We start from the raw sequence: 24,738 nt of genomic DNA, 5'->3' as shown, positions 1-24,738 counted from the left end.
GAGGGGATCGTCATGACCATGATGCTCGACCACGTCTCCATCGGCGTCTCCGATCTGGCCGCCAGCCGCACCTTCTACGATGCGGCGCTGCAGCCCCTCGGCTACGGCCGCATCCTCGATTTCGACGACGCCACCGGCTATGGCGAGCCGATGCCGGCGCGGACCGGCCATTTCTGGATCGGCAAGGCCGATGCCGGCAAGCTGGCGCCGATGCCCGGCCTGCACATCGCCTTCGGCGCGCCGAACCGGGCGGCGGTGGACGCCTTCTACGCTGCGGCGCTGGCCGCCGGCGGCACCGACAACGGCGCGCCCGGCCCGCGGCTGCAGTACCACCCGAACTACTACGGCGCTTTCGTGATCGATCCGGACGGGCACCACGTCGAAGCCGTCTGTCACGACCCCGCCTGAGTTTCCCCCAACAGCAAGTTGACCCTGAGGAGAGTACCTAGATGTCCGTCAAGATCCGCCTGACCCGCGGCGGCGCCAAGAAGCGCCCGTTCTACTCGATCGTGATCGCCGACACGCGCAGCCCGCGCGACGGCCGCTTCATCGAGAAGGTCGGCACCTACAACCCGATGCTGGAGAAGGACCATCCGGAGCGGATCGTGCTGAAGGCCGACCGGATCAAGCATTGGCTGTCGGTCGGCGCCCAGCCGACCGAGCGCGTCGCCAAGTTCCTCGGCCATGCCGAGCTGGCGCCGATGCCGGCCCACCGCGAGACCCCGAAGAAGTCGGCCCCGAAGGCCAAGGCGCAGGAGCGCGCCAAGGCTGCGGCCGAGGCCGCCGCCGCGGCCGCCGAGGCTCCGGCCGAGGCCTGATCGGCACGGGTGCCCTTTCCCTGGATGGGGTGAAGGGCGCCGGCCGGTTTCTTCGCGATGTCTTCATCCTCCAAGGTCTGCGTCGGCCAGATCACCGGGGCGCACGGCGTCCGCGGCCTGGTGAAGGTCAAGCCCTTCACCGCCGCCCCGGAGGACCTGGCCGCCTATGGCCCGGTCTCTGACGAGGCCGGGACGCGGCACTTCACGCTCGATCTGCTGTCCTGGGCCAAGGACCAGTGGATCGTGCGGATCGACGGCGTGGCCGACCGGGACGCCGCCGCCGCCCTGCGCGGCCTCAGGCTCTATGTCGACCGCACCGCCCTGCCGGAGACCGAGGAGGACGAGTTCTACCATGCCGACCTGATCGGCCTGCCGGCGGTTCTGGCGGACGGGTCGAGATTCGGCACGGTGCGCGCGGTGTTCGATTTCGGCGCCGGCGAGATGCTGGAGATCGCCCGGCCGGGCGCGGGCGCGGTGATGGTGCCCTTCACCCGGGAAGCGGTGCCGGTGGTCGACATCGCCGGCCGCCGCATCGTCATCGACCCGCCGGCCGGCCTGCTGGAGCCGGCGGAGCGGCCGCCCGAGGATGCGGAGCCCGGGGCGGGGGATGAGGCTTGAGATGGCCTGGACCGCCCGCGTCCTGACGCTGTTCCCGGAGATGTTCCCGGGCCCGCTCGGCCATTCCCTGGCCGGAAAAGCGCTGGCGCGCGGCGACTGGATGCTGGAATCGGTGGACATTCGCGGCTTTGCGCGCGATAAGCACCGCTCGGTCGACGACGCCCCCTTCGGGGGCGGCGCCGGCATGGTCATGCTGCCCCAGGTTCTCGACGACGCCGTGCAGGCGGTTCGGCGCCCGGGGGAGCGGTTGATCTATCTGAGCCCCCGCGGCCGGCTGCTGGATCAGGCGCTGGTGCGGGAACTGGCGGCGGAACAGGCGATCGTCCTGCTCTGCGGCCGGTACGAAGGGGTCGACCAGCGGCTTCTCGACGCCCAGGGGGCGGAGGAGGTCAGCCTGGGCGACTTCATCCTGTCCGGCGGCGAGATCGCCGCGCTGGCCCTGATCGATGCCGTGGTGCGGTTGCTTCCCGGCGTCATGGGCAATGCGGAGAGCGCCGGGGAGGAGAGTTTCGGGGCCGAGTTCGGGGCGGGTCTCCTGGAGTACCCGCACTACACCCGGCCGGCCCTGTGGACGGGCGCCGACGGCGTGCCGCGCGCGGTGCCGGAGATCCTGGTCTCCGGCGACCATGCGAAGGTGCGGCGCTGGCGGCTGGAACAGGCGGAAAGCATCACCCGGGAGCGACGCCCGGACCTCTGGCAGAGATACCTCGCCGCGCATCCCGAAAGGGCCGAAGGCGGCGGGGGCCAAGTCCGAAAGCGCCCGGGCAGAGACCGACGGAAAGACACCAAGGAACAAGAAGGACGAGAGCCATGAACATCATTCAGACGATCGAGCAGGAACAGGTCGAGAAGCTGACCGCCGACCGCAAGATCCCGGATTTCCAGCCCGGCGACACCGTCAAGGTGAACGTCAAGGTCGTCGAGGGCACGCGCGAGCGCGTGCAGGCCTATGAGGGCGTCTGCATCGGCCGCAAGAACGCCGGCCTGAACAGCCACTTTACCGTGCGCAAGATCAGCTATGGCGAGGGCGTCGAGCGCGTCTTCCCGCTGTACAGCCCGCGCATCGATTCGATCGAGGTGGTGCGTCGCGGTGCCGTCCGCCGTGCCAAGCTGTATTACCTGCGTGACCGCCGCGGCAAGGCGGCCCGCATCACCGAGCGCCGCGACACCCGGCCCCAGGAACAGGCCTGATCCTTCGGGTATCGGAATCGCAGGGCCGGCGCGACGCGCCGGCCCTTTTCGTTTGCACCGGCGGCATCAGCCGGCCGGCTGTCCTTCCGCCGCTGCGACGATGCCGTCGGCCAGGAGCCCGTGCAGCTGCTCGAGGTAGCCGTCGCGGGATCGCGCCGTCGGGTCCGAGGTCATGACCACGGTCAGACCGAGATCGGGCACGACATAGAGCATCTGGCCGCCGAAGCCCCAGGCGTAATAGACCGGATGGCCGCGCGCCGCCGTGATGAACCAGCCATAGCCATAGGCGTGTCCGGTGAAGGGCGACTGCGTGCGGGGTGTCCAGGAGGCTTCGACCCAGCCCTCCGGCAGCACCCGCCGGCCGTCGATGACGCCGCCCCGGCGGTACAGCTCGCCGAAGCGCAGCAGCGCCCGCGGCGACAGCACCATGTCGTTGCCGCCGAAATAGATGCCCTGCGGGTCGCGCGGCCATTCGGGGACTGTTATTCCCAGCGGCCGGCCCAGCCAGTCGCGCATCAGGGCCAGCGTGCTGCGGCCGGCGGCCCGGGTCAGGGCCGCGGACAGCAGATGGCTGCTGCCGGTCGAATACAGCATCCGCCCGCCGGGCCGGTCGACGAAGGGCTGTGCCAGAATGTAGCGCACCCAGTCCGGGCTGCTGGTCCAGCGTCCGTAATTCGGGCCGGAGGTGCGGTCCAGCCCGGCCCGCATCGACAGCAGGTGGTCGATGGTGACCTGGGCCAGCAGCGGGTCCGGGTCCGCCGGGAGGTCGTCGGCCAGGATCGGGGCGACCGGCTGGTCGAGGCCGGCGAAGACCCGGCGCTCGATGGCGATGCCGACCAGCGCCGACAGAATCGATTTCGACGCCGACTTGATGTTCACCGGCCGGTCCAGCCCGGGGCCGCGGAAGGCGCGTTCGATCACCGGAATCCCGTCGCGGGCGATGATCAGGGCCCGCAGCCGCGGCAACGCCGCCGCCTGCTGCAGCACGGCCTCCAGCCGGGCCGGGTCCAGCCGGCGCTCCGGCGCTGTGACGACCGCGGACGAGGGAGTGGCCTGGGCGGGAATCGGTGCCGCCAGCAACAGGCCGGACGCGATCAAGGGCAGGAGCCGTCGCATCCCGCGAATGTGGGCCCGACGCAGCGAAGCGCAAGGCCTCGTCCGAAAGTCGCGTTCCGGACGCCGACATCCGGGCCTAGGCTCGACGGACCCGCAGCGATGGAGGGCGGCAATGCCGTGGCGTTGGCTGATCCCGATCCTGGTTCTGACCGCCGGCCCCGCGGCGGCGCAGGCGCCGGTGCCGACGGCGGTGTTCCCGTTCGAGCTGGCCGACACCAGCGGCGAGCCCGCGTCGCCCGGCCACGATGAGCGGATCGCCCTGGCCACCCAACGGCTGGCCCGCAAGCTGGAGCAGTCCGGCCGCTACCGGTCGGTCGACCTGACGCCGCTGGCGGCGAAAGTCGCGGCGACGGCGCCCCGCTACAGCTGCGGCGGCTGCTGGCTGGACGTCGCCCGGGAGAGCGGGGCGGAGCTGGCGGTGCTGTCCTCGGTCCACAAGGTCTCGACCCTGGTCTCGACCATGGACATCTGGGTCGCCGACCTGCGCACCGGCCAATACGTCGCCCATGTCCAGGGCCAGATCCGCGGCGACACCGACGCGGCGTGGCTGCGCGGCGTCGACTTCCTGATCGACGAGCGCCTGCTGCGGCAGGCACCATGAAAAAGGGGCCGGCGCTGGACCGGCCCCTGTCCGGATCCATCGATCCGCAGGCTTACTTCACCGGCTCGAAGCCCGTGCCGACGCGCTTGTACAGGGCGTAGCCGGACTTGGTGCGGTCGCCCTTCTCGTCATAGGCGATGTCGCCGATCACGGTCTTGTAGTCGCTGCCGTCGTGCAGCGCGGCCGCCACCTTCTCCGGGTCGGTCGAGCCGGCCTTCTTCGCCGCCTCGGCCCAGACCTGGACCGCGGCATAGGCGTAGAGGGTGTAGCCGGCCGGATCGATGTTCTTGGCCTTCAGCGCCGCGACCACGTCCTTGGCCGCCGGGTTGGTCTCGGGCGGGTTGTCGATGGTCAGCAGCACGCCCTCGCCGGCCGGGCCGACGATCGACCAGAAGTCCTGGGCGTACAGGCCGTCGCCGGAGATGAACTGCGCCTGCAGACCCTGGTCGCGCATCTGGCGCAGCAAGAGGCCGGCCTCGTTGTACAGGCCGCCGTAATAGACGACGTCGATGTTCTGGGCCTTCAGCTTCGAGATCGTCGCGGAATAGTCGAGCTCGCCCGGCGTGATCGTCTCATAGGCCGTTTCCTTCACCCCGGCGGCGTTGACCACCGCCTTGGTGGCGTCGGCCAGGCCCTTGCCGTAGGTGGTCGAATCCTGGACGAAGGCGATCTTCTTGTCCTTGAACTTCTCGGCGATGTAGGCGCCGGCGACCTTGCCCTGCTGGTCGTCGCGGACGACCGTGCGGAACACGGTCTTGTAGCCCTTCTCGGTCAGGTCGACTGCGGTGGCCGAGGGGGTGATCATGATGATCCCTTCCTCGTCATAGACCGGGGCCGCGGCCACGGTGGCGCCCGACAGGGTGTGGCCGATGACGACGGCCACCTTCTTGTTGACCATATCGTTGGCGACCTGCACGGCCTGGCGCGGGTCGCCGGCATCGTCGCCGAACTCGACCACGATCTTCTCGCCATTGACCCCGCCGGCGGCGTTGATCGCCTCCACCGCCGCCTCCACGCCGCGCCGCTCCTGCAGGCCATAGGGGGCGTTGCCGCCGCTCAGCACGAAGGCGGCCCCGATGGTGACGTCGGCCCAGGCGGCCGATCCGCCGAAGACGACGGCCATGGCCAGGGCCGAGGCCAGCGTCCCGCTGCGGAATCTGCTCATGCGAATCTCCCCTTTTCGTTCAGGCGGGCCGGATGCCCGCACTTTGGGCAGAGGGTAAAGCGATTGCGGGCCCGGCGTGAATTCGTTTGTTGCAGAACGGGCGTTTCGGCCCACCCGGGCTTCGTTTCGATCGGCCGGGCGCGCCGTTCCGTCAGGAAAATATCCCGGCCCGGGCCGTTCGCGACCGATCGATCGGATTTGAGCCGAATCGGGTCAGACCGTCTCGGTCACCTTGCTCAGGTTGCGCGGGGCGTCCGGCGACAGGCCGCGCGCCTCCGACAGGGCGGCGACGAAGGGATAGAAGGCGCCGATCGCCAGAATCGGGTCCAGCGCCGGATGCAGCGGCGGCGGCAGCGGCAGCGACGCGCCCTCGACCCCCGGCGCGCCGGCCAGCAGGACATTGGCCCCCAGGCCGCGGAACTCCGCCGCCATCTTCAGCACGCTCTCGCGCCCGCCGTCGTTCGGGGCGTAGGCCAGCACCGGGTAGCCCGCCTCGACCAGCGCCTTGGGCCCGTGCATGATCTCGGCCGCGCTCATCGCCTCGGCCTGCAGGATGCAGGTCTCCTTGAACTTCAGCGCGCTCTCCTGCGCGATCGCCAGGTTCAGGCCGCGCCCGGCGACCATCATCCGATCGGCCTCGGCCAGCGCCTCGATGGCCGGCGACCAGTCGCGGCGCACGGCATCCGCCAGCGCCTCCGGCAGCCGCTGCAGCGCCGATTTCAGCTCGGCATCCTCGGCCCATTCGGCGACCAGCCGGGCGGCGGCGACCAGGCTGGCGATATAGGATTTGGTGGCGGCCACGGCGCGCTCGCGCCCGGCATGCTGGTCCAGCACCACCTCCGCCGCCCGCGCGGCCGGGCTGTCGGTCGAGTTCAGGATGGCGACGGTCAGCGCCCCGCGCTCGCGGGCGCGGCGGACCGGCGTCACCAGGTCCGGGCTGCGGCCGGACTGGGATATGGCGATCGCTAGGCTGCCCTTCAGGTCGAGATCGCTGTGGCCCAGCGTCTCCAGCGAGGGCGGCAGCGAGGCGGTGACGACGCCGAGCCGGCTGCCGATGAGATAGGCGGCATAGGTGGCGGCGTGGTCGGAGCTGCCGCGGGCGATGGTGACGGCGAAGCGCGGCCGTTCGGCCCGCAGCCGGGCCGCCAGGTCGCGAGTGAGATCCGCGTCGGCGGCCAGCAGGTCGGCGATGCGGGCCGGCGCCTCCAGCGCCTCCTCAAGCATGATCGAGGTCAATCGACTCTCCTTCGACATGGACGCCGGTGACCCGCAGGTCGGCGTCGAGAACGACGATGTCGGCCCAGGCTCCGGGCGTCAGGCGGCCGCGATCGGCCAGGCCGAGATAGTCGGCGGCCAGGGTCGAGGTGCGGCGCGACGCCTCCTCGGGCGCGAGGCCGATGGCGACGAGATTGGCGAAGGCCCGGTCCATGGTCAGGCAGCTGCCGGCCAGGGTGCCGTCGTCCAGCCGCACGCCGTTGCCGCATTTCCGCACCGTGTGCCGGCCCAGCCGGTAGTCGCCGTCCGGCATGCCCGACGCAGCGGTGGCGTCGGTGACGGCGTAGAGCGACGGGATCGCCCGCAGCGCCGCCCGGATGGCGCCGGGATGGACATGCAGCAGGTCGGGGATCAGCTCGGCATGGTCGGCATGGGCCAGGGCAGCGCCGACGATGCCGGGCGCGCGGTGATGCAGCGCCGTCATGGCGTTGAACATGTGGGTCACGCCGTCGACCCCGCGGGAGAACGCTTCCGCCGCCGTCTCGTAGTCGCATGAGGAGTGGCCGAGCTGCACCCGGATGCCGCGCGCCGCCAGGAAAGCCTGCAGGCTGCCGTCGGGGTCGGCCTCCGGCGCCCAGGTGACGACCCGGATGTCGGCGCGGTCGCAGAAATCCGCCATCCGGTCGAGATCGGCCGGGATGGCGTAGGGCGGCTGGGCGCCCAGCCGGTCCGGGCTGATGAAGGGGCCTTCCAGATGCACGCCCAGCACCCGCGCCTCGCCCGGCCGGCGGCCGGCGATCACCCGGCCGGCGCCGTCCAGCGCCGTCTCGATCTCCTCGACCGGCGAGGTCATGGTGGTGGCCAGAAGCGAGGTGGTGCCGTGCCGGGCATGGGTGCGGGCCAGGGTGCGGATCGACAATTCGCCCTCCATCGCATCGGCGCCGCCGCCGCCATGGCAGTGCAGGTCGATGAAGCCGGGGACGATCATCGGGCCGGCCAGGCCGGCGACCGGCTCGATGCCGCGGATATGGGTGTCGAAGCCGATGCGGCCGGAGATCCAGCCCCCAGGCGTCAGGATGCGGCCTTCCAGGGTCTTGGTCATTGATCGCTCCAGGCTTCGCCGGGGGCCAGGAACCGCGCCAGCAGCACGGCGCCGTCGCGGGCATCGCCCAGCGGCGGGCGCAGCCGGGCGGTGATGGCGGGGTCCATATAGGGGCGCAGCGGCGCCGCCAGGCTGCCGCCGGCACAGAAGGGCAGGGCGCCGTCGGGATCCAGGGCGCGGGCCAGCCGGTCGACCTCTCGCCCGGCCTCCCGCATCAGCCGCATCGCGGCCGGGTCGCCCTGCTCCGCCAGCCGCACCACGACCGGTGCCAGGGTGGCGTATTTGGTCGACGGCGCCTGATAGGTCCAGGACAGCAGCTCCGCCGCCGTGGCGCCGCAGGCCTCGAACATGGCCCGGTGCAGGGCGGAGCCGCCGGGCGGGTCGACCTCGCGGCCGTCCAGCAGCTGCAGCGCCTCGCCCAACGCCCTCAGGCCCAGCCAGGCGCCGCTGCCCTCGTCGCCGACCGGGAAGCCCCAGCCGCCGACCTGGCGCGTGGTGCCGTCGGCGAAGATCGCGCTGCCGACCGTGCCGGTGCCCAGCGCGATTGCGGCGCCGGGCCGGCCGCCATGGGCGCCCAGCGTCGTGGCATGGGCGTCGGAGCACAGGCGGAGGCGGGCGAAGCCGGGCGCCTTGGCGCGGAACTCGGCCCGTTTGGCGGGGTTGCCCGTGCCGGCCAGGCCGCAGGCGAGCACGGCGTCGGCATAGTCCGTCCCGGCGATCCCGGCGGCATCGAGCGCGATCCGGATCTGCGCCCAGGCAGGGTCGACGCCGAGCGTCAGGCTGGACGGGCCGGCCGTGCCCTCGCCGAGCACGCGGCCGTCCGGATCGACGGCGCGAAGCCTGGTGCCGGTCGCGCCGCCGTCGACGCCGATATGGATGCGGATCGCCATGCCTGGTCCTGATGTGTCGGCGCGCTGGACGCTAGCAAGCCGGGCCGGCCGCGTCAGCCGCCAGCGTATCGCGCTGGCTGGTCTATACCACCCGAATGCCGGCCGGGCCACATGAATGGCGTTTCCTCGCAGTCCGACCTGGGATTATTGTTCCAAGAGTTGGAACATTTGGAACGAATGGGCATGGCGGGGACGGACATGGGAACGGTCGAGCCGGCGCCGGACAGCTTCGAGGCGCTGCGCGGCGCCATCGCGGTCCGCTACCCGGCCCTCAGCAAGCGGCTCAAGACCATCGCCGAATTCGCCCTGGCCCATCCCGACGTGATCGCGCTGGAGACGGTGGCGGTGATCGCCGCCAAGGCCGAGGTGCAGCCTTCGGCCCTGGTCCGCTTCGCCCAGGCGCTCGGCTTCGACGGCTTCTCCGAGATGCAGCGCCTGTTCCGGGCCCAGCTGGTGGAACGGATGCCGAGCTACGAGGCGCGCATCCGCACGCTCGACGCCCGCTTCGGCGGCGCCGACACGCCATCCGGCCCGCTCAACGCCTTCATCGACATCTCGGTCGGCGCGCTGGAGCGGCTGCGCGGCGATGTCGACCCGGCGGTCTTCGCCCGCGCGGTCGACATCCTGGCGCAGGCCGACTGCATCCATCTGGCGGCCCAGCGCCGGTCCTTCCCGATCGCGGTCTATCTCTCCTACCTGCTGGCCCAGCTCGACCGGCCGGTGCATCTGCTCGACAATTTCGGCGGCATGCTGGCGGAGCAGGCCCGGGCGATCCGCCCGGGCGACGCGCTGTTCGTCGTCACCTTCCGCAGCTACGCCCCGGATGTGCAGGAGGTGGCGCGCCGGGCCCGGGCCGCCGGCGTGCCGATCGTCGCCATCACCGACAGCGACCTCAGCCCCGTCTATCCGATCGCCGATGCCTGCTTCGTGGTGCATGAGGGCGAGATCGACGCCTTCCGTTCGCTCTCGGCCACCCCCTGCCTGGCCCTGACCCTGGCCGTCGCCCTCGGCCGCCGGCATGAGGCGCAGGAGGGCTGATCCGGTCGCTCCTTCCATCCTTCGGGGTAGCGTCTTCGCCGTGTGGCCGCCTTGATCGGCATTCGCATCCTGCCGGATGCTCGATCGAGCAGCCGGGTATGTCGACGCGTACGGCTGTGGCGCGGTGCAGTGTCGCCTGCCGGAAGACGTGTCGACGCGCGGTACCGGCCGCCGGCGCAAGGCGGCGGCCGGTGGCGATGGAGGCCCGTTTGCGGACACTGCAGCAGGCGATGGAGGCACGGCGGAACAACTTCCACCTGTGCCGCATGATCGGTGCGCTGTTCATCGTCTTCGCCCACTCGATCGAAATCAGCGGCATGGAGTCGTATTATCTGGAGCACGATCCGGAATTCCGGAACGCTCTTGTGCTGATGGGCAAGAACGCGCTGCGGCTGTTCTTCCTCTTCAGCGGCATCATGGTGGCGATGAGCCTGGACAAGCGGGCCTCGCTCTGTGCCTATGCCGCGGCCCGGGTGATGCGGATCGCGCCGCCGCTGCTGCTGTTCTCCGCCGTCATGGTCTTCCTGATCGGCCCCTTGATGACCAGCCTGTCCGTCCCGGACTATTTCAGCAGGCTGGACACATGGCTCTTCCTGCCGAAGGCGTCGAGCGGGCTGTTCGTGCCCGACCTGCCGGGCATGTTCGAGACCGTGCCGTGGGCGACCGCGATCAACCCGTCGCTGTGGACGCTGCTCTACGAAATCCTCTGCTATGTCGCGCTGGCGCTGGTGTCGGTGGCCGGATGGCTGTCGCCCCGGTGGCTGCCGCTGACGCTGGCCGCCATCACTGCGGTGTATTTCGGCGTCACCTTCGGCACCGATCTCCGCTTGATCATACCGGTCGACGCCGTGGCCGGTTTCGGCATCAGCTTCACGATCGGCGTTGCCCTCTACCACTATCGCCGCTGGATTCCGCTGTCCCTTTGGCTGGTGGTCCTGCTCGGCGGGCTGACGGTGCTGGTGCGGGGCACGTTGTGGGCGGAGCTGGCCTCGATCCTGGCCTGCGGCGCGGCTGCCCTGTGGCTCGCCCTGGTCCCGAAGGGCTGGATTCTCGGCTACGGCCGGGTCGGTGAGCTGTCCTACGCCGCCTATATCTGGCACTGGCCGATCGGCCAGATCCTGATCAGCCTGTGGCCCGGGCTGCTGTGGCCGCAACTGTTTCCGCTGATGGTGCTGATCACCCTGCCGGTGGCCTTCCTGTCCTGGACCCTGGTGGAGCTGCCGGCGTTGCGCCGGGTCTCGTGGGCTGCGGCCGTCATCCGCCGGACAGCCAAGGCGCTGCGATTGCCGGTCCCGCTGCGCACGTCGCCTCCGGCCGGCATGGCCGTGTTGCCGGGCGGCAGCGCACCCTAGGGAAACCGCGCGGCCAGCAGCAGGGCTCCGGCCTCGGTGCAGCCGTGCAGCCGGCCCTGATCGAGGATCCGGTCCAGCTCCGTGGCCAGATCGGGCGCCGGGGCGACGGCTTCCAGGTGCCGCCACGACTCCGACTCCAACTGCGCCAGCGACCTCGGACACAGCTCCAGACGGCAGGCATAGTCGATCTCGAGCGGACCGGAGGCGAGCAGCGGGTCGGTCAGGTCGCGGGGCCTGGGGCAGGGATTGTGGACGAGGCCGAGCCGGCGATCGATCCGTTTTCGCCAGTCGTCGAGATCGCGCATCACCCGCTGCGAGGGCAGCTCCTCGTCGTACCAGCCGTCGAGGATGAAGACGGCGCGCCGGGCCACCCGGACCGCCTCCCGCAGGCTCCTGGGCAGGTTCTCGACGTGATGGGCGACATACTCCAGGGTCACGACATCGAAGCTGTCATCCGCGAAGGGCAGGGCCTCGGCCCGGCCGGGGTGGATCTCCAATCCGCGCGCCCGCGCCTGGTCGGCGGCGGTCTCCTCCGGTTCGAGGCCGATGCCGCGGACCAGGCCGTCGGCGATCACGGCCTGCAGGAAGGTGCCGTCGCCGCAGCCGACATCCAGGACGGAAGACGGTCGGACGCCGCGCACCGCGGCCAGGAGATCCTGCCTGTGGTCTCCGCGCGGGCGTGGCGTTTCGTCGGGCTCGGTCCGCGGCGTCATCATGGTCGGCGTCATGCGGCCTCCATCATTCGTTCGACCGAGGCTATCGTTCCGGCCGAGCGTCCGATACCGCTACGGCTGACACGGTATATTCCCGATCGGACACGGGGCTGTCGAAGGAGAGGCCGTGACGGAGGGCTGGATCGATGTCGAACATGCGCGCTTCCCGGCCGGCTTCTCCGGGACATGGCACCACCATCCGCTTGCCCAACTGATCTATCCGGGCCGGGGAGTCATGGTGCTGCACACGCGCCGGGGGCAATGGGTCGTCCCGCCGCTCCGGGGCTGCTGGCTGCCGGCCGGCGAGGAGCATCGGGTCGAGACCTCCGCCGGCTTCGAGATGCTGAGCGCCTATTGCCGCGGCGCCCTGCTGCGCCGGCTGCCGGACCGCTGCGGCATCGTCGCGGTCAGCCCGCTGCTGCGCGAGGTGATCCTGGCCCTGGAAGCCGGGCGCCCGCAGGGCCGCGCCCGGCATCGCCTCTGCCTGGTCCTCGCCGACGAGCTGACATTGCTGCCGGCGCCCGGGCTGTTCATTCCGCCGATGACGTCCCCGGGCTTGAAGGCGATCGAGGCGGCCTTCGCGGACGATCCGGGGCAGGCCGGGATGCTGGCCGAATGGGCCGTGCGGCTGGGAACGACGACGCGGTCGCTGGCGCGGGCGTTCCAGCGGGAGGCGCGGATGAGCTTCACCGCCTATCGGCGGCAGGTCCGGCTGCGGACCGCCCTGATCAGGCTCGCCGAGGGCGGGTCGGTCACGGCGGTGGCGCACGATCTGGGCTTCGGGTCGGCGAGCAACTTCATCCGGGACTTCCGGGAAGCCACCGGCACGACGCCGAAGCGCTATTTCCGCTTCGCGGCCCCCGGCTCCGGGCCAGCCATGCGCGAAACGCCCGGGACGGCACCGCCGCCTTCCGGTAACCATGGCGGACGCCAACGACCAGCCGGAGGACGCCGCTCGTGATCCCCAACTCCACCGCCGCGCGGGACGTCGCCTATCTGCTGCATCCCTACACCAATCTCAGCGTTCATCGCGAGACCGGGCCGCTGGTGATCAGCCGCGGCAAGGGCATCCACGTCTATGACGAGGAGGGGCGCGAATACATCGAAGGGCTGGCCGGCCTCTGGTGCGCCGGGCTCGGCTTCGATCAGGAGCGGCTGGTCGAGGCGGCGACGCGGCAGATGCGGCAGCTGCCCTTCTATCACGCCTTCGGCGGCAAGGTGCCGGACGTGCTGGTCGACCTTGCCGAGGCGCTGATGGCGATCGCGCCGGAGCCGCTGGAGCGGGCGCTGTTCGTCAATTCCGGCTCCGAGGCCAACGACCTCGCGGTCAAGATCGCCTGGTACGTCAACAACGCGTTGGGGCGGCCGGAGAAGAAGAAGATCATCGCCCGCCGCAAGGCCTATCACGGCGTCACGGTGATGTCGGGCAGCCTGACCGGCTTGGCCTACGCGCAGGACGGCTTCGATCTGCCGGTCGGCCGGGTGGTGCATGTCGACACCCCGCACCACTATCACGGCGCCGGGCCGGGCGAGAGCGAGGAGGATTACGCCACCCGCCTGGCCGAGCAGCTGGATGCCGTGATCCGGGCCGAGGGGCCGGAGACGGTGGCCGCCTTCATCGCCGAGCCGGTGATGGGCGCGGGCGGCGTGATCGTGCCGCCGCGCACCTATTTCGAGAAGGTGCAGGCGGTGCTGCGCCGGCACGACGTGCTGTTCATCGCCGACGAGGTGATCTGCGGCTTCGGCCGCACCGGCAGCTGGTTCGGCTGCGACACCTTCGGCATCCGGCCGGACATCATGACCGTGGCCAAGCAGCTCTCGGCTGGCTTCCTGCCGATCGCGGCGACGCTGGTGTCCGGCCCGGTCTACGAGGCGCTGGTGGCCGGCAGCGACAAGCACGGCCTGTTCGGCCACGGCAACACCTATGGCGGCCATCCGGTCGCCGCGGCGGTGGCGCTGGAGACGCTGAAGATCTATCGCGAGGCCGACATCGTCGGCCGGGTGCGGCGGGTCGGCGCCGCGTTGCAGGAAGGGCTGCGCCGCTACGCCGACCATCCGCTGGTCGGCGAGGTGCGCGGCCTCGGTCTGATCGCGGCGGCCGAGCTGGTGGCGGACAAGGCCGGCCGGACCAATTTCGACAAGGCCAAGGGCGTCGGCGCCGAACTGGTCCGCCGGGCCCAGGCGTACGGGCTGCTGACCCGGGCGATGCCGGGCGACGCCATCGCCTTCTGCCCGCCGATGATCATCGACGAGGCCGGCGTCGCCGAGATGCTGCGCCGCTTCGGCCTGGCGCTGGAGGACACCTGGTCGGCGCTGCGGGAGGCCGCGTGATGGGGCCGGAGAGCCTGCCCCCGGTCGAGGCGGTGGTCGATCTGGCGCGCCGCGCCGGTCGGGTGGTGCTGGAGATCTACAATAGTTTCGACGGCGCCATGCTCCGCAAGGAGGACGGCAGCCCGGTCACCGCCGCGGATCACGCGGCCGAAGCGCTGATCCTGCCCGGCCTGCGCGCCCTGGCGCCGGAGGTGCCGGTGGTGGCGGAGGAGCATTGCGCCGCGCACGGCATCCCGGCGGCGGCGGAGCGGTTCTGGCTGGTCGATCCGCTCGACGGCACCAAGGAATTCCTGCGCCGCAACGGCGAGTTCACCGTCAACATCGCCCTGGTGGCGGGCGGCGTGCCGGTGCTCGGCGTGGTCGAGGCTCCGGCCTTCGACCGCCGCTTCTGGGCGGCCGGTGGAGAAGCCTGGCAGCAGCGGGGCGACGGAGCGCCGCAGCGCATCGCCGCGCGTCGGCCGCCGGAGGACGGGCTGGTGGTGCTGACCAGCCGGTCGCACGGCGACGATGCCCGGCTGGACGAGGCTTTGCGCGGCCGCCGCATCGCCGAGCGCCGGATCCTCGGCAGCTCGCTGAAGATCGCGCTGATCGCGGCCGGGGAGGCGGATCTCTATCTCCGTTTCGGCCCGACGATGGAATGGGACACTGCGGCCGCGGACGCGGTGCTGCGGGCCGCCGGAGGCGGCATCGACGACCCGACCGGCCGTCCGCTCGCCTACGCCAAGCCCGGCTTCCTCAATGCGGGCTTCGTCGCGCATGGGGGCGCGGCCGGCTGATCTTCGCCCTCTCCCCGGCAGATCTCTCTTTGGTCCGCCAATCCCGCGAAGGTGGGATCTTCATCCGGTCGGACTGTCGCGAGATCCCCGCTTTCGCGGGGATGGCGAAGGACGCTTGAGCCCACGGCGGGCCGGCTGCGTCTCTCCTCAAACCCTCAAAAAGAAAGGGGCGCCCCGAAGGACGCCCCCCTCTCCCGATGGGATCTTTGAAAGACCGTCTTAGTTGATGACGATCTCGACGCGACGGTTCTGCGGCTCGCGGACGCCGTCGGCGGTCGGGACCAGCGGATCGGACTCGCCGACGCCGCGGGTGACGATCAGGCTGTCGGCGACGCCGTCGGCGACCAGCTCGCGACGGACCGCCTCGGCGCGACGCACCGACAGGGCCTGGTTGTACCGGTCCGAACCCGAACGGTCGGTGTGGCCGGTGACGTCGATGCGGGTGGTCTTGCCCTGGAGGGCGTCAGCCGCGGCCGAGGCCACGATCTGGCGGGCTTCCGGGGTCAGACGCGAGCTGTCGAAGTCGAAGAACACCAGGTAGCTGCGGCCCTGGACGACAACCGGCTCCTCGACGACGGCCGGAGCCGGCGCGAAGGTGTAGCGCACACCGAGCAGGATGGTGTGGTTGTTGCTGCTGTCGTACTTCAGCTTGACGCCCTGGTCGCTGAAGGTCGGCTCGGTGTTGCCGAAGTAGCGGTACTCGAGGTTCGCGGCCAGGTTCGGCGAGAAGTTGTACGACACACCCGCGATGCCCTGATAGGCGAACTGGGTGTTGAAGTCGTTGAACTTGTTGCCGCCAGCCTTCAGCTCGGAATCGAGCAGGGCGACACCGACGCCGGCACCGACATACGGCACGAAGGGCGAGCCGAAATCGAAGTCGTAGTAGCCATTGGCCATGATGCCGATGGTGCGGAAGTGACCGTTCTTGGCGAAGGTCTCGCCCTCGAGCTTGGCTTCCTTGACATCGTTGGTGCGCAGGCTGACTTCAGCGTCCGCACGGAACGAGCCCCAGTCGTAACCGAGGTAGATGTTGCCGGCCGGGCCGATGTCGTATTCGGACTTGCCGTCGAGGTCCGCGCCCTTGAGCCTCCATTCGTCATTCTGACGGATGTTCACGCCGGCGCCGGCGCCGACATAGAGACCGGTGGCCTGATACTGCTGCGCCATCGCCGGAGCTGCAACGAGCAGGGCGGCCGCACCGACGGCGTACATCAAGTTCTTCTTCATATCCAATACCTCGCTGATCACGGTTCAACCGAGGTCTCGTCCCCCGCTTCCTTCAAGGGCTGCGACCAGACCGCTCCCTTTGGATGTACGATGGTCGGGCGTAGACCGCAATTGAAATGGACCGCGCGCTGTTGCGAATTTCGCGCAGTGTTGCAGCGATGCACCACCAGCTTGCGCGGCCATTCGCAACCGGGTTAACCGATTGTTCGGATTTTGGAAACGGAAAAGCGTTGGGCTGCGAGGGGCGGCGCGAATGCAACAAAGCCGTGACAGCGCCTGCTTTCGCCAGGGATTTCCCAAACTCGAAGATTTCGCAGTAGATCCAGATAATTAGGCCAGAGATCTGCGGTCGGATCATCATTCCGGCTCCGCACCGGACGCCCCTCTGGATTCGCGCGGATCCGACGGCGGCAGGCGAGGCCGCCCGAATCCGGAGAATCACCCTCCCTCAGCGCAGCCGGTCCCGCACCAGTCGCGCGACGCCGCCGGCGCGCTGCTCCGCCGCCGCGAGCAGTCGGTCGCGGCTGTCGGCATAGACCTGGCGGCGGGCGGCATCGTCGAGACCGCGCAGATTGACGTCGACGGCATAGAGCACCGCCTCCACCGCGCCGCACAGCGTCGCGGCGCCGGCGCCGACATCGCTGACGATCTGGGGCGCCGCCAGCGTGGCAGCCTGGTTGGCGAGGTCGATCGCCTCGAGCGTGGTCTGGGCCGCGTTCAGCGGGATCTCGGTGGCGGCGATCGTCGCCTCCTGCAGGGCCCTGCGCCGCGCCGCCTTCTCCCCCTCGGTCGCCTTCGGCAGCTTCAGCGCCGCCATATAGGCGTCGAACACGGCGACATCGGCGTCGGCATGGGCCGACAGCTCGGCCATCAGCCGCTCGCCCGACAGAATCAGGGTGTCGAGGAAGGTTCGGTCGGCCGCCTTGTTGGCGGTGACGCGCAGCGCCATCAACACGAGGCCGAGGCCGAACGTCGCCGATACCATGGCGGCGGAGCCGCCGCCCGGCGTCGGCGAATCGCTGGCCAGCGTGTCGCGGAAGGTGGCGAGCGGCCAGCGCCACAGGCTGTCTTCGGTCTCGATGCTCATCGCAGTCTCCCGAGGCGGCGCTGCAGCTCCACAGCCCGCAGCAGATTGGCGAAGATCAGGGTCGCGGTTAGCGGTCCGACGCCGCCCGGCACCGGCGTCAGCGCCGCGGCGACCGGGCGGACGCTGCCGGCGTCGACATCGCCGACCACCCGGCCGTCGATCACCGAGATGCCCGCATCGATCACCACCTGACCCGACCGGACCATCGCCCCGGTGACCAGGCCCGGCCGGCCGGCGGCGACGAAGACGATGTCGGCGGCGGCGACGGCGGCGGCCAGGTCGCGGGTGCGGCTGTGGCAGACCGTCACCGTGGCGTCGCGGTTGACCAGCATCGGCGCCAGCGCCCGGCCCACGGCGCGGCCGCGGCCGACCACCACGGCCCGGGTACCCTTCAGATCCGCCACGGTCTCCGCCAGGCGGATGCAGGCGTCCGGGGTGGCGGGCAGCAGCGCGTCGGCCTCGCGCCCGGCGGCGATCAGGCCGAGATTGTGCGGCGTCAGCCCGTCGACATCCTTCAGCGGGTCGAGCTGCCGGATGGCGGTCTCGACATCCAGCCCGGCGGCCAGCGGCAGCTCCAGCAGGATGCCGTGCACCTCCGGGTCGGCCGACAGCGCGGCGACGCGGGCGTCGAGCGCGGCCTGGCCGCCGGCGGGGTCGACCGTCTCGACCCGGAAGCCCAGGCCCAGCGCGTCGGCGGTGCGCTGCTTGGCGGCGGCGTAGCGGGCGACCGCGGCGTCGTCGCTGGCCACCACCACGGCCAGGCAGGGGCGAAGATCGGGCGGCCGGTCCGCCAGGATCCGCGACCGGATCCGCTCGGCGATCGGCTTTCCCAGCAGGGCGGTGGCTTCGGCCATGGCGAGGTCCCGTTCAGCGTCCGGCCCGGCATACACCATCAAGGTGAGGCCCGGCTCGACATTTCCACCGGACAAGGCCATAACGCCGCCGCCCCTCGCCACTGGGGCCGCGACACCGATCGGCCGATTCGCGGCGAAGCGCGGGATCGGCCCTGGAGCAAGCGATGGTCCCCGTCCTGTTCGCGCTCGGAACCAATCTCGGCGACCGCGTGGCCAATCTGCACCGGGCGATCGCCTGGCTGCGCCGCACCGTCGCGGTCGAGGCGCTCTCGGCCGTCTACGAGACGGCGCCGATGTACGACACCGACCAGCCCGCCTTCCTCAACATGTGCGTCGCCGCCCGCACCGGCCTCGGGCCCGAGGCGCTGCTGGCGCGGCTGAAGGCGGCGGAGGCGGAGATCGGCCGGGTCCCCAGCCGCCCCAACGGGCCGCGGCTGATCGATATCGACCTGCTGCTCTATGGCGACCGCGTCGTCGACCGGCCGGAGCTGGTGGTGCCGCATCCGCGGATGGCGGAGCGCGGCTTCGTCCTGGCGCCGGCGGCCGATGTCGCGGCCGGCTGGCGGCATCCGGTCGACGGCCGCAGCGTGGGGGAACTGCTGCAGGCGCTCGGGCCGCTTTCCGGCGTGGTCCGGCGCGACGACCTGCGGCTGGACTAGGAGCGTCCGGCCAGCGGGGTTCGGCTCAGGCGACCAGGTCCCGGAGGGCTGCGAGCAGCCGGTCGCATTCGGTGTCCGTGCCGATGCTGATGCGGAGATGATCGCGGATGCGCGGCTTCGGGAAATGGCGCACCAGGATCGCCCTGTCCCGGAGCGCCGCCGCAAGTTCGGCGCCCGATCGCGCCGGATGGCGGGCGAACAGGAAGTTCGCGGCCGAAGGCAGCACGTCGAAGCCGAGGTCGCGCAGCGATGCCGCCAGCCGCTCCCGGCTGGCGACGATCCGGTCGCGCTGCGTCTCGAACCATGCCCGGTCGTCCCAGGCGGCGACCGCGCCGGCGATGGCGAGGCGATCGAGGGGATAGGAGTTGAAGCTGTCCCGGACCCGCTCCAGCGCCTCGATCAGCGGCCGCTGGCCGATGGCGAAGCCGACGCGGAGCCCGGCGAGGCCATGCGATTTGGAGAAGGTCCGGATCACCAGCAGGTTGGGATATCGGTCCACCAGCGGCACGGCGCTCTGCCCGCCGAAATCCACATAGGCCTCGTCGATCGCGACGACCTGGTCCGGATGGTCGGCCACCAGGGCTTCGATCTCGTCGCGCGGCAGGGCGATGCCGGTCGGCGCATTCGGATTCGGCAGGATGATCGCGCCGCAGGGCCGGCGATAGTCGGCCACGCGGATCCGGAGGGCGTCATCGAGCGGAACCTCGCGAAACTCGACGCCGTAGAGACGGCAGTAGGTCGGGTAGAAGCTGTAGGTGACGTCGGGGAAGAGCAGCGGGGCGTCGTGCTTCAGCAGGGCCTGGAACGTGTGGGCCAGGACCTCGTCGGAGCCGTTGCCGGCGAACACCTGATCCGGGCCGATGCCGTGGTGTTCGGCAATCGCCGTCCGCAGCCGCAAGGCGGTCGGATCAGGATAGAGCCGCAGCGCGTCCGTCGTCGCCTCCGAGATCGCCGCGAGCGCGCGCGGCGACGGACCGTAGGGGTTCTCGTTGGTGTTGAGCTTGACCAGATCGTGCCGGGCGGGCTGCTCCCCCGGGACGTAAGGGGTCAGCCTGTGTACGATCGGGCTCCAGAACCGGCTCATGGCAATGTCCAGGTGAGGTGAGGCCGCCACTATCCCGGCGCAACCGGGCGGACCGCAACCGGATCCTGCGGCGGAGGCTCCGGCATTCTCGCGACGCTCAGCCCGGCTCCGCCGGCGCCGGCCCGGCCGAGCCGCGCTCGACCAGTTCCGGCACCACCAGATGCGACGGCGGCGTCTCGCCGCGCAGCAGCGCCAGCACCTGCTCGGCCAGGTGCTCGCCGAACGGGCGCAGCGAGGTGCGGAAGGTGGTCAGGGGCGGATTCGCCAGCGCCGCGATCGGGATGTCGTCGCAGCCGATGATCGAAACGTCATGGGCCACGGACAGACCGGCGGCGCGCACCGCCTCGGCCGCGCCGAACGCCATCTCGTCATTGCCGCACAGGATCGCGGTCGGCCTGGGCGACAGACCCAGCAGCGCTTCGGCCTGCTGCCCGCCGCTGCGGGCGGTGTAGTCGCCGCAGCGGTGCCAGGCCGGATCGGCGGCCAGGCCGGCAGCCGCGAGCGCCTCCTGCCAGCCGGCGAGGCGCTGCCGGCTGGCGTTGACCTGCTCCGGCGTGTTGATCAGGGCGATGCGGCGGTGGCCGCGGGCGGCCAGCCAGGCGGTCGCGGCCCGGCCGCTGGCCCGGTGGTCGGCGTCGACGAACGGCGTCTGCGGCCGGTCGCCGTCGCGGCCGAGCATGGCGAAGGGGAAGTCCTGCCGGCGCAGATAGGCGGCGCGCGGGTCGTCGACCCGCACCCGGGTCAGGATCACGGCGTCGACCCGCCGGCCCTCGACCAGCCGGCGCAGCGTCTCGAACTCCTGCTCGTCCGGCGCGGCGCCGGCGACCAGCACGGCATAGCCCGCCGGCGACAACACCGCGTCGATGCCGGTCAGGAGCGGCAGGAAATAGCTGTCGACCAAGGCGCCGGGCGATGGCGTCAGCAGGAAGCCGACGGTGTCGGCCCGGCCGCGGCGCAGGGTGCGGCCCAGCGCGTTCGGCGTGTAGCCGATCTCCCGCGCCGCCGCCAGCACCCGCTTGCGGGTCTCGTCGGCGACGTCGCCATGGCCGTTGAGGGCGCGGGAGACGGTGTAGGTCGACAGTCCGAGCGATCGGGCGAGTTCGACGATGCCCACCCGTTTGCGATCCGCCATTCGCCCGTCCCGTCCGCGATCCCCGGTCAATCCTCGATCCCGGCGAACAGCAGCACCACGGCCGCGGTCGCGGAGGCGCCGCTGCCGCCGAGTCCTTCGCCGGTGGTCGGGTCGAAATACTCGCGGAAGCCGCTGCGGGCGACAACCGCCATGCTGTCGCGGCGGATGCGCGCGGCCAGAGCCTGCCGGCCGGCCCGCCGCAGGCCGTCGTGCAGCATCCAGTTGGTCGCCGGGCAGACCGGCCCCCGCCAGGGCCGGCGGGGGTCGAATTCGGGCCGGCCGGGCTCGAAGCTCGGCACCGCGATCTCGACGTCGTCCAGCCAGCGTTCCAGCCGGGCCAGCATCGCCGGGCGGTGCTCCGCCAGGGTCGGGTCGGCATAGAGCGGCAGCAGCCCGCCGATGCCGGGCTTGCGCAGGACCCGCCCGGTGCGGGCGTCGCGCGAATGATAGAAGCTCTCGGTCCGGTCCCAGCAGCGCTCCAGCGCGGCGCGGGTCCGGCCGATCATCCGGTCGACCTCGGCCGTGCCGGCGCGGTCGTCGATCATGTCGAGGAGGAAGCGCAGGTCGCGGTTGGCGCGCTGCAGGATGGCGTTGGCGCCGATATCGGTGACGCGGAGCGGGGCTGCGGCACTGTCCCAGGCGGGGCCGCCGCCCATGCCGCTCTCCTCGGGATCGACGACCGCCGCGAGGCCGGTCCCGTCGGGATCCCGCGCCGCCGCGAACCAGCGGTGCCAGGCCAGCAGCTTCGGCGCCAGCACGCGCAGCCGGGGGCGCGACCGCTGCACCCCGAAGCATTCGAACAGGTGGCGGGCGGTGGTGGCGGCCAGCGGCGGCCGGGTGATGCCGGGACCATCCGGCCCGGCCGCGCCGTCCGGATCGTCGTCATGGATCAGAACATGCGGCACCATGCCGTCCGGCCGCTGTCCGGCCAGCAGGGTCTCGATCTCGGTCCAGGCACGCTCCTCGTCGAACCGGGCGAGGCCGAGCGCGGCCAGGCAGGAGTCCCAGTTCCCTTGCGTCTGGGCGGGGCCGGAACCGGTCGGCACGGTGTACCCGCCGCGGTCATTGGCGCGGAGAACGGCGATCGCGGCCTCGGTCAGATCGGTGGTCATGAACACTCGCGGGGTCGAGGGCGGCGGGCCGGCAACCGAATGGTCGCGTTTGTATAAATGTTTATGAAAATTTATCCATAACGGAATCGCAACGGTCCGGCCGGGCCCGCGATCCCGGCTTTACCGCGACGCGGGGGACAGCCACACTGACCGGTATGAGGCGCTTGGCGTCATGCGCCCCCGTCATCGTCCTGGCGGCATGGGGGGTGGCCGCCCACGCGGCAGAGATGACGGTCGCGGGGATCACCTTCAGCGACGCAGAGGGCGGTTTCGTGCTCGAATCCGCGACCGGGAGCGGGCGGCTCGACGATCCCTTCGTGGTGGTCGAGCGGATCACCGGCAAGGGCGAGGCCGCGCTGACCGTGACCGGACTGACGCCGGCCTTCGGCAACCGGGTCGGCACCGCGCATCTGGTCGGCTTCGCCCTGGTCAAGGTGGTGCGCAACGACACCGGGGAGACCTGGCGCGACTTTCCGGTCGAGCTGCAGGAGCGGCGCGGCGATCAGAGCCCCTATGGCGACGGCCTGTCCTTCGCCCAGGCGCCTGAAGGGGTGCGCGGCATCCGGGCCGACCTCTTCGCCTCGGCCCAGATGTATGACGAGCCGCGCGACATGGTGCTGTTCCATGACGGCACGGTGGCGCCCGGCGGCACGGTGGTCCTGCGGGTCGTGGTCACCGACAACACCCCGGCGGCACCCTTCTATGTCGTGCAGCGACGGATCCAGCCGACCGCGGCATTGCCCCCGCCGCGGCGGGTCGCTGCCGTCCGGACCCGGCCATGACCGGCGTCGCGCGATGTGCGGCGATCTCCGGTCTGCTGCTGTGCCTCTGGCTTCCGGGCACGCCGGCACGGGCGGGCGAGATCTCGGCCGCGGGGCTGGTGTTCAGCGATGCCGAAGGTGGCTTCGTGCTCGAATCCGCGACCGGGAGTGGGCGGCTCGACGATCCTTTCGTGGTGGTCGAGCGGATCACCGGCAGCGGCGAGGCGGCGCTGACCATCACCGGGCTGACCGCCGCCTTCGGCAACCGCATCGCCACGGCGCATCTGACCGGCTTCGCCCTGACCAAGATCGTGCGCAACGACACCGGCCAGGCCTGGCGCGATTTCCCGGTGCAGCTGGAGAGGCGCCGCGGCGAGGGCAGCACCTATGACGACGGCCTGTCCTTCGCCCAGGGGCCGCTGGTGGCGCGATCGATCTGGGCGGAGGGCTTCGCCAGCGGCCGGGTGATCGACGAGCCGCATGACGGCCTCCTGTTCGAGAACGGCACGATCCCGCCCGGCGGCACGGTGACGCTGCATCTGGTGGTCACCGACAACATGCCGGCCGGGCCGATCTATGTGGTGCAGCGCCGCCTGGCACCGACCGCCTGGCTGGCGCCGGCCCGGCGTCGCCCCGGGGCGACGCGGTCGTAGCCGCCGGCCGGTGGCGCACCGCCGCGCCTTCCGCCCTGCCCCTGGCCGGAGGCCCCGGTCCTCGCTATATCCAGCGGGCCCGGCAGGACCGGCCGGGCCGAGATGAGGCCCATGCAGATCTTCCGCCACTACGAGAACCTGCCGGCATCGGCGCGCGGCGCGGTGGTCGCCATCGGCAATTTCGACGGCGTGCATCGCGGCCACCAGACCGTGGTCGCGGCCGCCAGGGCCGAGGCGCGGCGGCTCGGCGTCCCGGTCTGCGTGCTCAGCTTCGAGCCGCACCCGCGCAGCCTGTTCCGGCCGCAGGACCCGCCCTTCCGCCTGACCCCGTTCCGGATCAAGGCCCGGCTCCTGGAGGCGCTGGGCGTCGACCTGCACGTGGTGCTGCATTTCGACTGGGCTTTCGCCGCCCGCTCGGCCGAGGATTTTATCGAGACCGTGCTGGTCGGGGCGCTGGGCGCCCGCCATGTCGTGGTCGGCTACGACTTCTGCTTCGGCCATCGCCGCGCCGGCACGCCGGAAACTCTGGCCGCCCATGGGCGGCGGCTCGGCTTCGGCGTCACCATCGTCACCCAGGCTTCGGACGAGACCGGCGGCCTCTACTCCTCCAGCCGGACGCGTGAGATGCTGGCAGCCGGCGACATGCGTGGCGCCGCCGAGATCCTGGGCCGGCCCTGGGAGATCGAAGGCCGGGTCGAGCACGGTGACAAGCGCGGCCGCGAGCTGGGCTACCCGACCGCCAATGTCGAGCTCGGCGAGTCCCTGCGCCCGGCCTACGGCATCTATGCCGTACGTTGCGCGGTGGACGAGGGCGGGCCGCTGGTCTGGCGCGACGGCGTCGCCAGCCTCGGCATCCGGCCGATGTGGCGGACCGAGACGCCGCTGCTCGAAGCCTATCTCTTCGACTTCTCGGGCGACCTCTACCACCGCCATCTGCGGGTGCAGCTGGTGGAACGGCTGCGCGGCGAGGAGAAGTTCGACTCCCTCGAGGCGCTGGTCGCCCAGATCGACCGCGACTGCGAGGCCGCCCGGCGGGCGCTGGCGCGGTAAGTCGCCGCGCGCCTTGACCCGGAGCGCCCATAAGCTACGATAATATTTATGCGCAAGACGGCTGCCCTGTTCCGAATTATCCGCCCGGCCCTCTGACGGGGGTCGGGTCACCGCGCCGCGCGCACCCCTCACATCTGCCGTCCCACCGGCCCGATCGGGTCGTCCGGCTGGCATCCGAGCGTCAAAGCGGGTA

General features: G+C 71.1%; 28 protein-coding genes. 15 read left to right on the top strand and 13 right to left on the bottom strand.

Annotated features, from left to right (window positions below; all coding sequences use genetic code 11):
- Nucleotides 1-12 precede the first annotated feature (12 nt).
- The 5 genes from G537_RS0100485 to rplS are packed head-to-tail and all read left to right on the top strand — an operon-like array spanning nucleotide 13 to nucleotide 2,627.
- Nucleotides 13-408: a VOC family protein gene (locus tag G537_RS0100485; RefSeq protein ID WP_245578834.1), complete on the top strand. Its 396-nt coding sequence runs from the start codon at nucleotides 13-15 to the stop codon at nucleotides 406-408.
- Between the two features lie 41 nt (nucleotides 409-449).
- Nucleotides 450-818: a 30S ribosomal protein S16 gene (gene rpsP / locus G537_RS0100480; protein ID WP_026868441.1), complete on the top strand. Its 369-nt coding sequence runs from the start codon at nucleotides 450-452 to the stop codon at nucleotides 816-818.
- A 57-nt stretch (nucleotides 819-875) separates the two neighbouring features.
- The gene (gene rimM / locus G537_RS0100475; protein ID WP_026868440.1) at nucleotides 876-1,436 is read left to right on the top strand and encodes a ribosome maturation factor RimM; all 561 of its coding nucleotides are present in this window, start codon (nucleotides 876-878) and stop codon (nucleotides 1,434-1,436) included.
- Nucleotide 1,437: 1 nt separating this feature from the next.
- Nucleotides 1,438-2,250: a tRNA (guanosine(37)-N1)-methyltransferase TrmD gene (gene trmD, locus G537_RS0100470; protein WP_034850304.1), complete on the top strand. Its 813-nt coding sequence runs from the start codon at nucleotides 1,438-1,440 to the stop codon at nucleotides 2,248-2,250.
- Complete coding sequence (gene rplS, locus G537_RS0100465) at nucleotides 2,247-2,627, top strand: 50S ribosomal protein L19 (RefSeq protein ID WP_026868438.1); 381 nt, start codon at nucleotides 2,247-2,249, stop codon at nucleotides 2,625-2,627. Before trmD ends, rplS begins: the two co-directional genes overlap by 4 nt.
- Nucleotides 2,628-2,693: 66 nt before the next feature.
- Here rplS and G537_RS0100460 read toward each other — a convergent pair whose 3' ends face one another.
- Nucleotides 2,694-3,743, bottom strand: a complete 1,050-nt coding sequence (locus tag G537_RS0100460) for a serine hydrolase domain-containing protein (protein ID WP_026868437.1) — start codon at nucleotides 3,741-3,743, stop codon at nucleotides 2,694-2,696.
- 112 nt (nucleotides 3,744-3,855) lie between these two features.
- Between G537_RS0100460 and G537_RS0100455 the strand changes: the two genes are divergently transcribed.
- The gene (locus tag G537_RS0100455; RefSeq protein WP_026868436.1) at nucleotides 3,856-4,344 is read left to right on the top strand and encodes a DUF3280 domain-containing protein; all 489 of its coding nucleotides are present in this window, start codon (nucleotides 3,856-3,858) and stop codon (nucleotides 4,342-4,344) included.
- A 52-nt stretch (nucleotides 4,345-4,396) separates the two neighbouring features.
- On the opposite strand, the gene G537_RS0100450 is transcribed toward G537_RS0100455, so the two are convergent.
- The 4 genes from G537_RS0100450 to G537_RS0100435 all read right to left on the bottom strand — a co-directional run bounded on the left by G537_RS0100450 (nucleotide 4,397) and on the right by G537_RS0100435 (nucleotide 8,716).
- Nucleotides 4,397-5,509 carry a branched-chain amino acid ABC transporter substrate-binding protein gene (locus G537_RS0100450; RefSeq protein ID WP_155888440.1) on the bottom strand — a complete coding sequence of 371 codons (1,113 nt, stop codon included), beginning with the start codon at nucleotides 5,507-5,509 and terminating at the stop codon, nucleotides 4,397-4,399.
- Between the two features lie 213 nt (nucleotides 5,510-5,722).
- Entirely contained in the window at nucleotides 5,723-6,745 is a 1,023-nt protein-coding gene (locus G537_RS0100445; RefSeq protein WP_026868434.1) for an SIS domain-containing protein, read from the bottom strand.
- Nucleotides 6,726-7,826, bottom strand: a complete 1,101-nt coding sequence (nagA, locus tag G537_RS0100440; RefSeq protein ID WP_026868433.1) for an N-acetylglucosamine-6-phosphate deacetylase — start codon at nucleotides 7,824-7,826, stop codon at nucleotides 6,726-6,728. The genes G537_RS0100445 and nagA overlap by 20 nt, the downstream gene beginning before the upstream one ends.
- The gene (locus tag G537_RS0100435) at nucleotides 7,823-8,716 is read right to left on the bottom strand and encodes a glucosamine kinase nucleotide-binding domain-containing protein (protein ID WP_026868432.1); all 894 of its coding nucleotides are present in this window, start codon (nucleotides 8,714-8,716) and stop codon (nucleotides 7,823-7,825) included. Before G537_RS0100435 ends, nagA begins: the two co-directional genes overlap by 4 nt.
- Nucleotides 8,717-8,899: 183 nt before the next feature.
- Between G537_RS0100435 and G537_RS0100430 the strand changes: the two genes are divergently transcribed.
- Together G537_RS0100430 and G537_RS0100425 are read left to right on the top strand one after the other, a co-directional pair.
- On the top strand, nucleotides 8,900-9,754 hold the full coding sequence (locus G537_RS0100430) for a MurR/RpiR family transcriptional regulator (protein ID WP_245578831.1): 855 nt from the start codon (nucleotides 8,900-8,902) through the stop codon (nucleotides 9,752-9,754).
- Between the two features lie 209 nt (nucleotides 9,755-9,963).
- The gene (locus G537_RS0100425; protein ID WP_162146070.1) at nucleotides 9,964-11,106 is read left to right on the top strand and encodes an acyltransferase family protein; all 1,143 of its coding nucleotides are present in this window, start codon (nucleotides 9,964-9,966) and stop codon (nucleotides 11,104-11,106) included.
- Here the strand turns inward: G537_RS0100425 and G537_RS41770 are convergent.
- Nucleotides 11,103-11,834: a class I SAM-dependent methyltransferase gene (locus G537_RS41770; protein WP_051247585.1), complete on the bottom strand. Its 732-nt coding sequence runs from the start codon at nucleotides 11,832-11,834 to the stop codon at nucleotides 11,103-11,105. The genes G537_RS0100425 and G537_RS41770 overlap by 4 nt on opposite strands.
- A gap of 112 nt (nucleotides 11,835-11,946) precedes the next feature.
- On the opposite strand from G537_RS41770, the gene G537_RS35715 reads away from it, so the two are divergent.
- From G537_RS35715 to cysQ, 3 genes are read left to right on the top strand one after another with little or no spacing between them, the layout of a single operon-like run.
- On the top strand, nucleotides 11,947-12,780 hold the full coding sequence (locus G537_RS35715) for an AraC family transcriptional regulator (protein WP_051247583.1): 834 nt from the start codon (nucleotides 11,947-11,949) through the stop codon (nucleotides 12,778-12,780).
- A complete protein-coding gene (locus tag G537_RS0100410; protein WP_026868429.1) occupies nucleotides 12,777-14,150 on the top strand; it encodes an aminotransferase in 1,374 nt (457 codons plus the stop codon). Before G537_RS35715 ends, G537_RS0100410 begins: the two co-directional genes overlap by 4 nt.
- Nucleotides 14,150-14,926 (top strand): 3'(2'),5'-bisphosphate nucleotidase CysQ, encoded by a 777-nt coding sequence (cysQ, locus tag G537_RS0100405; RefSeq protein ID WP_026868428.1) that lies wholly within the window; start codon nucleotides 14,150-14,152, stop codon nucleotides 14,924-14,926. Before G537_RS0100410 ends, cysQ begins: the two co-directional genes overlap by 1 nt.
- A 219-nt stretch (nucleotides 14,927-15,145) precedes the next feature.
- Here cysQ and G537_RS0100400 read toward each other — a convergent pair whose 3' ends face one another.
- From G537_RS0100400 to G537_RS0100390, 4 genes are all read right to left on the bottom strand, one after another.
- Nucleotides 15,146-16,174, bottom strand: coding sequence for an OmpA family protein (locus tag G537_RS0100400; RefSeq protein ID WP_245578828.1), 1,029 nt, complete (start codon nucleotides 16,172-16,174; stop codon nucleotides 15,146-15,148).
- Between the two features lie 31 nt (nucleotides 16,175-16,205).
- A complete protein-coding gene (locus tag G537_RS43375) occupies nucleotides 16,206-16,514 on the bottom strand; it encodes a hypothetical protein (RefSeq protein WP_155888439.1) in 309 nt (102 codons plus the stop codon).
- Between the two features lie 87 nt (nucleotides 16,515-16,601).
- Complete coding sequence (locus G537_RS35710; protein ID WP_051247581.1) at nucleotides 16,602-17,240, bottom strand: cyclodeaminase/cyclohydrolase family protein; 639 nt, start codon at nucleotides 17,238-17,240, stop codon at nucleotides 16,602-16,604.
- Nucleotides 17,237-18,094, bottom strand: a complete 858-nt coding sequence (locus G537_RS0100390; protein WP_026868426.1) for a bifunctional 5,10-methylenetetrahydrofolate dehydrogenase/5,10-methenyltetrahydrofolate cyclohydrolase — start codon at nucleotides 18,092-18,094, stop codon at nucleotides 17,237-17,239. Before G537_RS0100390 ends, G537_RS35710 begins: the two co-directional genes overlap by 4 nt.
- A 164-nt stretch (nucleotides 18,095-18,258) precedes the next feature.
- Here G537_RS0100390 and folK point away from each other — a divergent pair, with 164 nt between their 5' ends.
- The gene (gene folK, locus G537_RS0100385; RefSeq protein ID WP_026868425.1) at nucleotides 18,259-18,753 is read left to right on the top strand and encodes a 2-amino-4-hydroxy-6-hydroxymethyldihydropteridine diphosphokinase; all 495 of its coding nucleotides are present in this window, start codon (nucleotides 18,259-18,261) and stop codon (nucleotides 18,751-18,753) included.
- 25 nt (nucleotides 18,754-18,778) lie between these two features.
- On the opposite strand, the gene hisC is transcribed toward folK, so the two are convergent.
- From hisC to G537_RS44190, 3 genes are all read right to left on the bottom strand, one after another.
- Complete coding sequence (gene hisC / locus G537_RS0100380; RefSeq protein ID WP_026868424.1) at nucleotides 18,779-19,837, bottom strand: histidinol-phosphate transaminase; 1,059 nt, start codon at nucleotides 19,835-19,837, stop codon at nucleotides 18,779-18,781.
- A 97-nt stretch (nucleotides 19,838-19,934) separates the two neighbouring features.
- Nucleotides 19,935-20,969: a LacI family DNA-binding transcriptional regulator gene (locus tag G537_RS44195; protein WP_034850301.1), complete on the bottom strand. Its 1,035-nt coding sequence runs from the start codon at nucleotides 20,967-20,969 to the stop codon at nucleotides 19,935-19,937.
- Nucleotides 20,970-20,995: 26 nt separating this feature from the next.
- The gene (locus tag G537_RS44190; protein ID WP_162146069.1) at nucleotides 20,996-22,081 is read right to left on the bottom strand and encodes an MGH1-like glycoside hydrolase domain-containing protein; all 1,086 of its coding nucleotides are present in this window, start codon (nucleotides 22,079-22,081) and stop codon (nucleotides 20,996-20,998) included.
- 227 nt (nucleotides 22,082-22,308) lie between these two features.
- Between G537_RS44190 and G537_RS0100365 the strand changes: the two genes are divergently transcribed.
- The 3 genes from G537_RS0100365 (at nucleotide 22,309) to G537_RS0100355 (ending at nucleotide 24,545) form a co-directional block, all read left to right on the top strand.
- On the top strand, nucleotides 22,309-22,863 hold the full coding sequence (locus G537_RS0100365; RefSeq protein ID WP_026868421.1) for a hypothetical protein: 555 nt from the start codon (nucleotides 22,309-22,311) through the stop codon (nucleotides 22,861-22,863).
- A complete protein-coding gene (locus G537_RS41765; protein ID WP_051247579.1) occupies nucleotides 22,860-23,495 on the top strand; it encodes a hypothetical protein in 636 nt (211 codons plus the stop codon). The genes G537_RS0100365 and G537_RS41765 overlap by 4 nt, the downstream gene beginning before the upstream one ends.
- A 111-nt stretch (nucleotides 23,496-23,606) precedes the next feature.
- The gene (locus tag G537_RS0100355; protein ID WP_026868420.1) at nucleotides 23,607-24,545 is read left to right on the top strand and encodes a bifunctional riboflavin kinase/FAD synthetase; all 939 of its coding nucleotides are present in this window, start codon (nucleotides 23,607-23,609) and stop codon (nucleotides 24,543-24,545) included.
- Nucleotides 24,546-24,738 lie beyond the last annotated feature (193 nt).

This window comes from Inquilinus limosus DSM 16000, from assembly GCF_000423185.1.
GTDB lineage: Bacteria > Pseudomonadota > Alphaproteobacteria > DSM-16000 > Inquilinaceae > Inquilinus > Inquilinus limosus.
This window is presented reverse-complemented; position numbering and strand designations above follow the sequence as displayed.

Excerpts from the sequence above, each read along its gene's own strand:
- rpsP (WP_026868441.1), top strand. The coding sequence starts at position 450 with ATGTCCGTCAAGATCCGCCTGACCCGCGGCGGCGCCAAGAAGCGCCCG.
- trmD (WP_034850304.1), top strand. The coding sequence starts at position 1,438 with ATGGCCTGGACCGCCCGCGTCCTGACGCTGTTCCCGGAGATGTTCCCG.
- G537_RS0100435 (WP_026868432.1), bottom strand. The coding sequence starts at position 8,716 with ATGGCGATCCGCATCCATATCGGCGTCGACGGCGGCGCGACCGGCACC.
- G537_RS0100355 (WP_026868420.1), top strand. The coding sequence starts at position 23,607 with ATGCAGATCTTCCGCCACTACGAGAACCTGCCGGCATCGGCGCGCGGC.
- G537_RS0100450 (WP_155888440.1), bottom strand. The coding sequence starts at position 5,509 with ATGAGCAGATTCCGCAGCGGGACGCTGGCCTCGGCCCTGGCCATGGCC.
- G537_RS41770 (WP_051247585.1), bottom strand. The coding sequence starts at position 11,834 with ATGACGCCGACCATGATGACGCCGCGGACCGAGCCCGACGAAACGCCA.
- G537_RS0100365 (WP_026868421.1), top strand. The coding sequence starts at position 22,309 with ATGACGGTCGCGGGGATCACCTTCAGCGACGCAGAGGGCGGTTTCGTG.
- rimM (WP_026868440.1), top strand. The coding sequence starts at position 876 with ATGTCTTCATCCTCCAAGGTCTGCGTCGGCCAGATCACCGGGGCGCAC.
- nagA (WP_026868433.1), bottom strand. The coding sequence starts at position 7,826 with ATGACCAAGACCCTGGAAGGCCGCATCCTGACGCCTGGGGGCTGGATC.
- folK (WP_026868425.1), top strand. The coding sequence starts at position 18,259 with ATGGTCCCCGTCCTGTTCGCGCTCGGAACCAATCTCGGCGACCGCGTG.
- G537_RS44195 (WP_034850301.1), bottom strand. The coding sequence starts at position 20,969 with ATGGCGGATCGCAAACGGGTGGGCATCGTCGAACTCGCCCGATCGCTC.
- cysQ (WP_026868428.1), top strand. The coding sequence starts at position 14,150 with ATGGGGCCGGAGAGCCTGCCCCCGGTCGAGGCGGTGGTCGATCTGGCG.
- G537_RS0100460 (WP_026868437.1), bottom strand. The coding sequence starts at position 3,743 with ATGCGACGGCTCCTGCCCTTGATCGCGTCCGGCCTGTTGCTGGCGGCA.
- rplS (WP_026868438.1), top strand. The coding sequence starts at position 2,247 with ATGAACATCATTCAGACGATCGAGCAGGAACAGGTCGAGAAGCTGACC.
- hisC (WP_026868424.1), bottom strand. The coding sequence starts at position 19,837 with ATGAGCCGGTTCTGGAGCCCGATCGTACACAGGCTGACCCCTTACGTC.
- G537_RS44190 (WP_162146069.1), bottom strand. The coding sequence starts at position 22,081 with ATGACCACCGATCTGACCGAGGCCGCGATCGCCGTTCTCCGCGCCAAT.
- G537_RS0100390 (WP_026868426.1), bottom strand. The coding sequence starts at position 18,094 with ATGGCCGAAGCCACCGCCCTGCTGGGAAAGCCGATCGCCGAGCGGATC.
- G537_RS35710 (WP_051247581.1), bottom strand. The coding sequence starts at position 17,240 with ATGAGCATCGAGACCGAAGACAGCCTGTGGCGCTGGCCGCTCGCCACC.
- G537_RS0100430 (WP_245578831.1), top strand. The coding sequence starts at position 8,900 with ATGGCGGGGACGGACATGGGAACGGTCGAGCCGGCGCCGGACAGCTTC.
- G537_RS0100485 (WP_245578834.1), top strand. The coding sequence starts at position 13 with ATGACCATGATGCTCGACCACGTCTCCATCGGCGTCTCCGATCTGGCC.
- G537_RS41765 (WP_051247579.1), top strand. The coding sequence starts at position 22,860 with ATGACCGGCGTCGCGCGATGTGCGGCGATCTCCGGTCTGCTGCTGTGC.
- G537_RS43375 (WP_155888439.1), bottom strand. The coding sequence starts at position 16,514 with ATGATGATCCGACCGCAGATCTCTGGCCTAATTATCTGGATCTACTGC.
- G537_RS0100455 (WP_026868436.1), top strand. The coding sequence starts at position 3,856 with ATGCCGTGGCGTTGGCTGATCCCGATCCTGGTTCTGACCGCCGGCCCC.